This window comes from Mesorhizobium sp. B2-4-12 (assembly GCF_006441575.1).
Lineage (GTDB): Bacteria > Pseudomonadota > Alphaproteobacteria > Rhizobiales > Rhizobiaceae > Mesorhizobium.
This window is the reverse complement of the sequence record NZ_VFVC01000003.1, coordinates 211768-221789: the sequence shown is the minus strand read 5'-3', so window position 1 is coordinate 221789 and position 10022 is coordinate 211768. Positions and strand designations below refer to the sequence as shown.

Here is a 10022-nt window from a genome sequence, read left to right as displayed (position 1 = left end):
TGAACATCAAGGTCGGATCGAGCGGCGGTCGGCCATTGTCGGCGCAGTAGAGCGGCGCTGTCAGATCGTGGATGAAGGAAAAGTCGATCGCGCGATCGATCTTGCGCAACAGGTGGTCAGCCGGAACCAGCTGATCCAACGTCACCATCTCGAGCGCGGTCTGTTCAGGGGCGGGTCGCTTCAACATGACCCAGTGAATCAAAAACCCCCGGCAAATGCCAGGGGTTTGTCAGCAGTCTGAGGCGCCGATCCGGCGCCTGTTTTCGTCCACGAAACCCAAACTGCCTAACGATTGATCGCTGTCGTCGTATCGGTGGCGGCCGCCGTGGCCGGCGGATTTGTCCGTGGCGGCCAGGAGAAATCATCGGCGCGCCCCGGCGAAGCCTCCGGCGCCTTGCCCTCGATCATCAGTCTTTCACCGGGGAGAGCCGGATCGGCTTTCGGCTGAGGAGCCGCGCCGAGCAGTTCGGTGCCGCCGTCGAACGCCGGGTCGCTGAGCAGCATCGGTGGCGTGCGGTCTATTACGATCGGCGCGGCCGCTGGGCCAGGTGCCTCGACGGGCGCGCCCGCCGGTGCGGCGGCAGGGGCGACGCCGCCGGGCGCGGCCAGGCCCAGGATCTTCATCAGCGGTTTTTCAGTATAGAAGGCGAGCTTGCGTTTGCCGGCCTTCGACACGTTGATGCCGTCATCGCCACGCAGCCGCACGGGCTGGCCGTTCATGTCGGGACCGCTGGTGACGAAGGCACCGTTCTCGTCGACGAACCCGTCCCAGACGTCGACGAATTCGCCGCCATGATTTTCGGCCGCCTTGCGGTAAATGTCGTTGAAGGCCAGCATGTCCGAGGTCATCTTCGGCAGCCGGAAAGCCGGCATGCCGACCCACAGGAAGGGCACCTTGGCAGTGGCGATGGCCGTGCCGAACGAATCGGTGCGGCGCTCGTATTCCTTGGTCCAGTTCTCCGACCGAGGCTGCTCGCGCACGTCCCCCACCTTCATCTGCTGGCGGTCGTTGGAGCCGAGCATGACGACAATGGCGGAAGGTTTTTCGGTCTCGATCAGCGATTTGATCTGTTCAGGCCAGTTGTAGAAATCCTCGCGCACGAAGCCGGATGAACCATTGCTGCGCGTAACGATCCTGACAGCGGCATTGTCGGTAAAGGCGGCGTCCAGGCCCTCGGCGAGGCCCGCCGCCATGAAGTCGCCGACCACCAGCACGGTGCGGGCGTCCGGCGCTTTTTCGACCACAGGGGTTTCAGGCTCCGTGGGCGGGCGAGGCGCGCGCGGTTTCTTGGCTTTGGGCTTTGGCCTTGCCTTCTCGATGTCCAGTGGTGGCTCGACCCATTCGCTGCGGCGCGGGAACAGCAGGTCGCGCAACGACCAGCCACGGTTTTGCTGCGGTTGCTCCTGTGCCAGGGCCGGCGTGCGGAAGGCGCCGGCGGCGCCGATCGTCAGCAGAACGATCGCCAGAATCAGGATCGGCGTGCGACGAACAAGGATCGCGATACGCGCAGCCGAAACCAATCACTCCTCCATCCCCTTGCGCCTGGTCCCGCAAACCGGAGCCGGTTTTGGGGCGTGGCGCAAGTTCAAAGTGCCATGGCGCCAGGTGCCAGCGCCAAAAAAACGCGGCGCCGCGGCCGGCTCTATTTCTGCCTGAGCCATTTGAGCACTTCCATGCTCGGATAGCCGTCCTGGGTCAAGCCGACCTTTGCCTGATAGGCCATGATGGCGGTCTTGGAACCGTCCCCGATCTTGCCGTCGAATTTGCCGTCGTAAAGCCCGTGCTGCGAAAGCCGCTTCTGCAACTCCTGTCTTTCCTCGAAGGTAAGCTTGGTGAAAGGCCGCTTCCAATCCTGGACCAGGCCGCTGCCACCGGCGATCTCGTCGGCCAGAAGGCCGACGGCGAGGGCATATTTGTCGGCGTTGTTGTAGGCCTTGATGACCGAAAAATTCCTGATCATCAGGAAGGCCGGCCCGCCACGGCCATCCGGCACCTTCAGTGTCGCCTTGTCCGTGAGGTTCCTGAACGGCTTGCCGCTGGCCCTGACGACGCCGAGCGTCTCCCACTGCGCCAGCGTTTTCGCTCCGCCGGGCAATTTGCCGGCCGGCAGCGTGACTTCGTAGCCCCAGGTCTTGCCGGCTTGCCAGCCGTTCTTCTTCAACAGATTGGCGGCGGTCGCCAGCGCATCGGGAATGGAATTCCAGATGTCGCGCTTGCCGTTGCCGTCCATGTCTACGGCATAGTGCTGGTAGCTGGTGGGGATGAACTGGGTCTGGCCCATGGCGCCGGCCCATGAGCCCATCAAATGGCTTTCATCGATGTCGCCGGTCTGCAGGATTTTCAGTGCCGCGATCAACTGCGTGCGGGCAAATTTCGACCGTTTCGGGTCGCCATAGCCCAAAGTCGCCAGCGAGCGGATGACATTGCGCATGATGTCGTCGCGCTTCAGGATCTCGCCATAGTTCGATTCCATCGACCATATCGCCAGGAGGACGTAGCGGTCGACACCAAACCTCGCCTCGATCCTGTCCAGCCACGGCTTCCACTTTTTCGCCATTGCCTGGCCGTTGGCCACCGACTGGTCATGCACGCGGTTGTCGAAATAGTCCCAGGCGGGTGCGGTGAATTCCGGCTGCGTGCGCGCCTTTTCCAGCACCACCGGATCGGGCTCGTTGATGCCCCGGAAAGCCTGGTCATAGATGGACCCGGAAACGCCGCCCGCCACAGCGGTGGCACGGAAACTGGCGACCCACTGCCGGAAACCGCCGTCGGCGAAGGCTGGCCCGGCGGGCATCAGCAGAGCAAGCGAGAGGCTGGCCGCCGTCGTGACGCTGGTGAAACGTTTTGCGGCATTGCGAACGGACATGTTTTCCTCCTTCTCTATCTCAGGAAAGACCATTCATCGCCGAACCGGGTTAGGAATTGGTTTACCATAGGCGTCGTCTGGAACGAAAAGACACCTGATGCTTTACCGGTGGAAGCTCCCCTCGGTTGTGCAGGTAATCCTCAATTCCGGCGTGAAAATGTCGACTGACGGGATTGCGGAGCCGGCCATCACATGGATAATTGAAAGCATGAAGAGAGTTCGCAAGGCAGTTTTCCCGGTCGCCGGCCTCGGTACGCGGTTTCTCCCAGCCACCAAGGCTGTTCCCAAGGAGATGCTGACCGTCGTCGACAGGCCGGTCATCCAGTATGTTGTCGATGAGGCCCGGGAAGCCGGCATCGAGCATTTCATCTTCGTGACCGGCCGCAACAAGGCGGTCATCGAGGATCATTTCGATATCCAGTTCGAGCTCTATGACACGCTGGCCCAGCGCGGCAAGGACGAGCAGCTTGCCCGCTTGCAGCGGCTGCAGCCGGCGCCTGGGCAAACCAGCTTCACCCGCCAGCAGGTGCCGCTCGGCCTTGGCCATGCGGTCTGGTGCGCGCGCGAACTGGTCGGCGACGAGCCGTTCGCGCTGTTGTTGCCCGACATGATCATGCAGTCGGAAAAGAGCTGCATGAAGTCGATGGTCGAACTCTACGAAGAAACCGGCAACAACATCATCGCCGTGCAGGAATGTGACCCGGCGGAGACCCACAAATACGGCATTGTCGGCCGCGGCGAGGATAAGCATCACGGCTTCCGCATCACCGAGATGGTGGAGAAGCCGAAGACCGGCACCGCGCCGTCCAACCTTTACATCAACGGCCGCTACATCCTGCAGCCGGAGATTTTCAAGATTCTCGAAGGCCAGGAAAAGGGCGCCGGCAACGAAATCCAGCTCACCGACGCGATGCTGAAGCTGGAGAAGCAGCAGTCCTTCTATGGCTATCACTATCAGGGCCGCACTTTCGACTGCGGCTCGCCGGAAGGTTTTGTGGAGGCCAATGTCGCTTTCGCGCTGTGGCGCAGCGACATGAACCATAGCATGGCCGGTGTCATCCGCACACTTCTGGACGAGATGAAGCCCTCGGAGCGGCGCGGCGCTGCTTTCTAGGTCGCGGGGCGAGTTTGGCCGACCGCAGGCCCCGCGCCTTCGTCATCCTTGGGTCTGCGCCGCGTCGCTTCGCTCCTTGCTACGCCCCAGGATGATGAATCTCAGACGTCCTCAGCGTTGCACTTTCACGCCGAGATAGATGCTGTTGGCGGTGTAGTCGCGGCCAGGCAGGTTGCTGGTCAGCTTTTCGGTTCTCACCCGGCTGGTGAGGCCGGCATAGCGGTTCAGCCACCAGGTCAGGCCGGCCTCGGCGCTCAGGATCCTGTCATGGCCGTCGATGCCGATATAGTCTCGCCAATCGAGGCCGAGTGCCGCATTGCCGGTAAGGTTGGCACGGATCTGCCGCTCGGCCGTCAGGCGGCCGGAGTAGAGGATATCGCCGCTTTCCCCAGCGGTGGTCGTGGTCTCGACGGTGGTCTTGCCGGTCAGGCCGATCGTGGTTCCGCGCTCTGGCGACCATTTGAGATCGGCGTTGACGGTCGCGCCTGAAATAGGCTCCAGGCTCTTGTCATCAAGCGCTTCCCTCAGCCACCCGGCCGAGAATTCACCCGATAGCTTCTCACCCATGTCGAGTTGCAAGCCGGCACGAGCGCCGAAGCGCGTCGAGGAGCGCTCGAAGCCTTCATTGTCGATGCGCTGATCATAGAGGCGACGGCCGAGCTCGACTTCCGTGAACGGGGTGAGGGCCGGGGAGATTTCGTAGCCGGTGCGCAGGGTCGCCGTGTAGAGCGTCGAGTCCTGATCCTTCTGCGACAGCGAGGTGCCGTCCGAAAGTTTCGCGTCGCCATAGAAGTCGTGCGAGACCGCGCCGGTCAACGTGTACTGCATCTTGCCGACGGCCTTCTCGATGCCGAGGCTGCCGTCGATCGTCTGCCGCAGCGGCTGGGTGCTGACGCCGGCAATGGCGTTGGGTGATGAGGCCGTTTCCGGCACGGCTTCGTAGCCGAGCTTGGCGATGGCGCGCAGTTCATTGTCGAGGTCCATGTTGAACTGGCCTTCGATGCGGCCTTGCCCATCGTGAACCGGGTAACCCGACACGGTCTCGCGGAACAGGCCGTAGCCGTCGACGGTGGCGGAGTTTTCGCGCCAGTCGGAAACCGCTGAAAAGCGCAGCGCCGTCTCCGACAGCAGCGCCGATGTGCCGGCACTGCTCGAATCGCCATTGGTCGTGGCGGTCAGGCCCTGTTCGATCGTCGGCCGGATGGTGAAGGACCCCCATCTGACGCCGGTAGCGGCGAACGGATCGTCCTCGGCCTTCTTGTTCAGGCCTTCGATGGCGGCGGTGCGCTCGGCGCCGGGGTCGAGCTTCTGCCGCTCGGCGCTGTCGATGGTGAGGGCGCGCCGGTTGGCCGCTTCCTGGTCCGTCGCGGCGGTGTCGCTGCCATCGGTCACGGCCCCGGTGGTGTCAGTGGTCGCGGCGGTTGTCTTCTTTTTCTTCGCCTTGTCGGCCGCCTTGGCGTCGGCCTTGGTCTTGTCCTGATCCGCCGCGGTCCGCCCGCCAGTCGATGGGCGGCGGCGGGGCTTGGGCGTCGTCGGATCGGCGGTGGACGTGTCGTCGTACGCCTGCGGCGGATCGAAAATGCTGGCTGTGGCGGCGTCGGTGCCCGTGTCGTCAGGGACGGCGCCGGCGCTGGCCGGCAAATAGGTACGCGGCTGCGTGTCGTCTTGCGCGGCATCGGCCGGTTGTTGCTGGCCCTGGGCAGCGAGGACCAACTGCCTTGCCTTGCGTTGCTGATCGGACAGGATCGCCGATTCGGGAACCTCGCCACGCAGCTCCGTTTCCTGGGCATGGAGCGGAGCCGGGCGCAGCAAGGCGAGCATGCTGGTCGCCAGCAACAAGGCACATGCCGCCTTGCCCTGTCGTCTTCTTGATTTTTCTGGCTGGGCCCCGGACATCGCCACCACTGCTTGCGCGGCGCCTGGACGCCATACTTACCGAACCGTAAATGGGGATGGTTAACGGAGGGTTGAGGTGGCGGTTGTTCGGGCGGCTAAAGCGCCGCTGTTCGCAGGCTCGCGCGCTGCGCGCGAGGCCTCTGCGGTCTGGGGTGTCAGCGCCATTTCTGTTGGACAGGCGGACGGCAAAGCGCTAATCGCATCATCCATGCATGCGAGATCCCTCGATAAGAAGCCCCTGGACAGGCAAGCGTCGATCGATTCGGCGCTGAGAACGGTGGCAACCGAGCAGGCGGGAATCGCCGCCTTGGCCGAAGCGCTCGAGAACGGACTGGCCGCGCCTTTCGCGCAGGCCGTCGACATGATCTCGAAGATCGATGGCCGACTGATCGTCACCGGTATCGGCAAAAGCGGCCATATCGGCTCCAAGATCGCGGCGACGCTGGCTTCGACCGGCACGCCGGCCTTCTTCGTCCATCCCGTCGAGGCCAACCATGGAGACCTCGGCATGATCGCCAAGGACGACGCGATCATCGCCATATCATGGTCGGGCGAGAGCAAGGAGATGATGGGCATCGTCACCTATTCCAGGCGCTTCTCCATCCCACTCATCGCCATCACATCCGGCGAGACATCGGCGCTGGCGCGCGCGGCCGACATCGTGCTGCTTTTGCCACGTACGCCCGAGGCCTGTCCGCACGGATTGGCGCCGACGACGTCGACATTGCTGCAACTGGTCATGGGCGATGCGCTGGCGATCGCGCTGCTCGAAGCGCGCGGTTTCACGCCGGATCATTTCCGCACCTTCCACCCGGGCGGCCAGCTCGGCGCCAACCTGACCATGGTCTCCGAGATCATGCGGGTCGGCGAGCAGATGCCGCTCGCTGTACTCGGTACAAAGATGCCGGAGGCGGTCATGACGCTGTCGCAAAAGAAGGTCGGCTGCGTCCTGATCGTCGACGCCAACGGCGAGCTGGCCGGGATCATCACCGACGGTGACGTCGCGCGCAACCTGCATCGCAACCTGGCCGATGTCATCGTGGACGAGGTGATGACCCGCACGCCCAAGACGGTCGACCCTCAGACACTTGCCGGTACGGCGATCGCGCTGCTCAACGAGCACAATATCGGTGCGCTCGTGGTGACCAGGAACAACATGCCGCTGGGCGTGGTTCATTTCCACGACCTACTGCGCATCGGCGCAGCTTAAGGTATTGATATTCAGGTGATGCCGGCCTGCGAAAGACGGCTTTCTGCGCTTCCGGTGCTCACGTACTTAAGTACGCTCCGCTCCGGTTCTCGAAAGCCATCCTTCTCGACTCGGCCTGACCTGAATCTCAACACCTTAGGGCGTTGGCGCTGTCTGCAACTCAGACCTGCTCCACCGTCAATTCCAGATCGGTATCGGCGGCGGCGGTGACGCGCACCTGCGTGCCGGCCGGCAGATCCGGGCCGGAAACCCGCCACAACGTATCGCCGAGCTTGATGCGGCCGCGGCCATCTCGGATCGGTTCGGCGAGCGTCGCCATCTTGCCGATCAATTGCGCGCCGCGACGGTTGAGTAGTGGCTGGTCGCTCGGCTGGTCGCGGCCGCCCATCAGTTTCTTGCCGATGAAAGCCGAAACCAGCGACAGCACGAGGAAGACGAGCACCTGGACCTGCCAGCTCCAGATGGCGGCATTCCAGATCAGCAGCGAGGCCGCGCCAACGATCAAGGCGGCGATGCCGATCCACAGCATGAAGAAGCCCGGCGCGATGACCTCCACCACCAGCAGCACGAAGCCCAGAACCATCCAGTTCCACGGACCGAGTTCGGAAATAATGCGGTCGATCATGATCTTGACCCACTCACAATGACATCAGTTATCACTTGGCTTGACGACCGGCGGGCGTGAAACCTGCCGTTGCGTGCCAGCCGGGCCATCGCCCTTGAAGACTTCCCGGGCGATCTCGCCGATGCCGCCCAGCGAGCCGATCAGCGACGACGCCTCGAAAGGCATCAGCACGATCTTGCTGTTGGTGGCGGAGCCGATCTTGCCGAGCGCCTCGGTGTATTTCTGGGCGACGAAGTAATTCAACGCCTGCACGTCGCCCTTGGCGATGGCTTCCGACACCACTTGCGTGGCGCGGGCTTCGGCCTCGGCGGAGCGTTCGCGCGCCTCGGCGTCGCGGAACGCGGCTTCCTTGCGGCCTTCGGCTTCGAGGATCTGCGACTGCTTGAGGCCCTCGGCGGCCAGGATCTGCGCGCGCTTGTTGCGCTCGGCGGTCATCTGGCGGCCCATCGATTCGATCAGGTTGGCCGGCGGATTGATGTCCTTGATCTCGACGCGGGTGATCTTGATGCCCCACGGATGCGCGGCTTCGTCGACGACACGCAGCAGGCGCTCGTTGATGGCGTCGCGGTTGGACAGCAGCTCGTCGAGGTCCATCGAGCCCATGACGGTACGGATGTTGGTCATCGTCAGGTTGAGGATGGCGTTCTGCAGGCCGGCGACCTGGTAGGCGGCCTGTGCCGCATTGAGGATCTGATAGAAGGCGATGCCGTCAACACCGACTATGGCGTTATCACGGGTGATGATTTCCTGGCTCGGAACGTCGAGCACCTGCTCCATCATGTTCATCTTGGCGCCGATGCGGTCAACGAAGGGCGTGATCAGGTTGAGGCCCGGGCTCAGTGTCTTTGTGTAACGGCCAAAGCGTTCGACGGTATAGTTGTAGCCTTGTGGAATTGTCTTGATGCCCTTGAACAGCACCAGCACGACAAGCGCGACCAAAACCACGACCGCAATATCGAAACCACTGAAATCCATTTGGCTCTCCCTCAGAGGCAGGCCGCGAGAGCCATTCCCGCGCAGCCGGCTTCACCAAAGACTTAAGTGTGTTTCAGCAACGTTACAATCAGGTGATGAGGGATTGTTTGCGGGGTGCGCTCAACGGTTGAAGGCAAATAGTCCTGCATCCGTGTCGTCCAGCCCGCCGATCGAGGCGGAGACGATCTCGGAAGCGATGCGCGAGAAGGTGATGCCGTTGCCGCCATAGCCCATCACCGCATGAATGCGCGGGTGCCTCGGAATGGCGCCGATATAGGGCAGGCCGGTGGTCGTGGTGCCGAAGGAGCCGGTCCAGGCAAATTCAGGCCTGACGTCGAGGTGCGGAAACAGCTGGCCAAGTTTTGCGGCGATGCGCGCGCTCTTGTCGGCGATCTGCTCGTCACGCCGCGTTTCGTCGACGAAATCCTCGTCCTCGCCGCCGCAGATGACCCTGCCGTCGGCCGTCGTCCTGACATAGAGGTATGGGTCGGACGCTTCCCAGACGAAGGTTGCCCGGGGCCAGAGCTTTCGCGGTTGCGGGCAGGTCGCGATCGCCCAGGTCGAGATGATCCGGTGGGCCGCCGCCGGCACGATGTCGATCAGTTCATAGCCGGTGGCCAGCACCATTTGTCGTGCCGTGATGGTCGGGCCGTCTTTCGTGGCCACGAGCACCTCGTTGGCGCCGTCCTCGATCCTTGTCGCTTCGACGGGGGCGTGGAAGCGAGCCTTGCGTTCCAGCGCCTTGAGAAACAGCCCGGCCGTCAGTTTGCATGGATCGAGCGCGATGTTGCCGTGGCTGTGGATGGCGCCATCGCGATCGATGCCAAATGTCTGCGCCAACGGCGCTGATGTGAGGTAGGTCGCGTCGATGCCGGCCTCTCGCCGCGCCTGGGCCTCGCCCCGGAGTTGCGAAGGGCCGAGCATGGTGCCGGCCAGATAGAGCGATTGGCTGCGGCTCAGAGCGCAGTTGATGCCGAGTTCGGCGATGCGGGCGGCAAGATTGGAAACGGCGAGCCGTGAGCGCCGCCAGGCCTGCTCGGCGGAGGCCTTGCCGATCATCTTCGACAGAATTGAAAGCGGCTGGTCGATTTCGAACTGCACCAGTGCGGTGGTTGCCGCGGTCGAACCTTTCAGCGGTCCGCGCCGGTCAATGCAGATGACGGAGTGGCCGTCCGCCGTCAGCGCTTCGGCCATCATGGCGCCGCTGATGCCCATGCCGACGATGAGCACATCCGCTTTGGCGTCGCGGGTCAGCGCTGAAGTCGGCACGCTGGGTGCCCGATAGGCGGACCAGACGGGCCGGCCAGTTCTGAGGTCGAGTTTGCGGGGCATCGA

General features: G+C 63.3%; 8 protein-coding genes and 1 pseudogene. 2 read left to right on the top strand and 7 right to left on the bottom strand.

What is annotated here, in order from left to right; translation table 11 throughout:
• From FJ934_RS03600 to FJ934_RS03590, 3 genes and pseudogenes are all read right to left on the bottom strand, one after another.
• A pseudogene (locus FJ934_RS03600) lies at positions 1–187 on the bottom strand (IS5/IS1182 family transposase); the annotation flags it as partial.
• Between the two features lie 98 nt (positions 188–285).
• Entirely contained in the window at positions 286–1521 is a 1236-nt protein-coding gene (locus tag FJ934_RS03595) for a DUF459 domain-containing protein (RefSeq protein ID WP_140607272.1), read from the bottom strand.
• 122 nt (positions 1522–1643) lie between these two features.
• Positions 1644–2867, bottom strand: coding sequence for a lytic murein transglycosylase (locus tag FJ934_RS03590; RefSeq protein WP_140607271.1), 1224 nt, complete (start codon positions 2865–2867; stop codon positions 1644–1646).
• A gap of 199 nt (positions 2868–3066) precedes the next feature.
• On the opposite strand from FJ934_RS03590, the gene galU reads away from it, so the two are divergent.
• Entirely contained in the window at positions 3067–3981 is a 915-nt protein-coding gene (galU, locus tag FJ934_RS03585; protein ID WP_181165503.1) for a UTP--glucose-1-phosphate uridylyltransferase GalU, read from the top strand.
• Between the two features lie 111 nt (positions 3982–4092).
• Here galU and FJ934_RS03580 read toward each other — a convergent pair whose 3' ends face one another.
• Positions 4093–5877 carry an outer membrane beta-barrel protein gene (locus FJ934_RS03580; protein ID WP_181165497.1) on the bottom strand — a complete coding sequence of 595 codons (1785 nt, stop codon included), beginning with the start codon at positions 5875–5877 and terminating at the stop codon, positions 4093–4095.
• A 208-nt stretch (positions 5878–6085) separates the two neighbouring features.
• Between FJ934_RS03580 and FJ934_RS03575 the strand changes: the two genes are divergently transcribed.
• On the top strand, positions 6086–7087 hold the full coding sequence (locus tag FJ934_RS03575; protein WP_140607268.1) for a KpsF/GutQ family sugar-phosphate isomerase: 1002 nt from the start codon (positions 6086–6088) through the stop codon (positions 7085–7087).
• Positions 7088–7247: 160 nt separating this feature from the next.
• On the opposite strand, the gene FJ934_RS03570 is transcribed toward FJ934_RS03575, so the two are convergent.
• From FJ934_RS03570 to FJ934_RS03560, 3 genes are all read right to left on the bottom strand, one after another.
• On the bottom strand, positions 7248–7712 hold the full coding sequence (locus tag FJ934_RS03570; protein ID WP_140607267.1) for an NfeD family protein: 465 nt from the start codon (positions 7710–7712) through the stop codon (positions 7248–7250).
• Positions 7713–7736: 24 nt separating this feature from the next.
• Complete coding sequence (locus tag FJ934_RS03565) at positions 7737–8687, bottom strand: SPFH domain-containing protein (RefSeq protein WP_140607266.1); 951 nt, start codon at positions 8685–8687, stop codon at positions 7737–7739.
• A 120-nt stretch (positions 8688–8807) separates the two neighbouring features.
• Complete coding sequence (locus tag FJ934_RS03560) at positions 8808–10019, bottom strand: FAD-binding oxidoreductase (RefSeq protein WP_140607265.1); 1212 nt, start codon at positions 10017–10019, stop codon at positions 8808–8810.
• Positions 10020–10022: the final 3 nt, after the last annotated feature.

Bases quoted from the DNA above. Each gene is read 5' to 3' on its own strand.
- FJ934_RS03590 (WP_140607271.1), bottom strand. From the start codon at position 2,867: ATGTCCGTTCGCAATGCCGCAAAACGTTTCACCAGCGTCACGACGGCG.
- FJ934_RS03580 (WP_181165497.1), bottom strand. From the start codon at position 5,877: ATGTCCGGGGCCCAGCCAGAAAAATCAAGAAGACGACAGGGCAAGGCG.
- FJ934_RS03575 (WP_140607268.1), top strand. From the start codon at position 6,086: ATGCATGCGAGATCCCTCGATAAGAAGCCCCTGGACAGGCAAGCGTCG.
- FJ934_RS03570 (WP_140607267.1), bottom strand. From the start codon at position 7,712: ATGATCGACCGCATTATTTCCGAACTCGGTCCGTGGAACTGGATGGTT.
- FJ934_RS03565 (WP_140607266.1), bottom strand. From the start codon at position 8,687: ATGGATTTCAGTGGTTTCGATATTGCGGTCGTGGTTTTGGTCGCGCTT.
- FJ934_RS03560 (WP_140607265.1), bottom strand. From the start codon at position 10,019: ATGCCCCGCAAACTCGACCTCAGAACTGGCCGGCCCGTCTGGTCCGCC.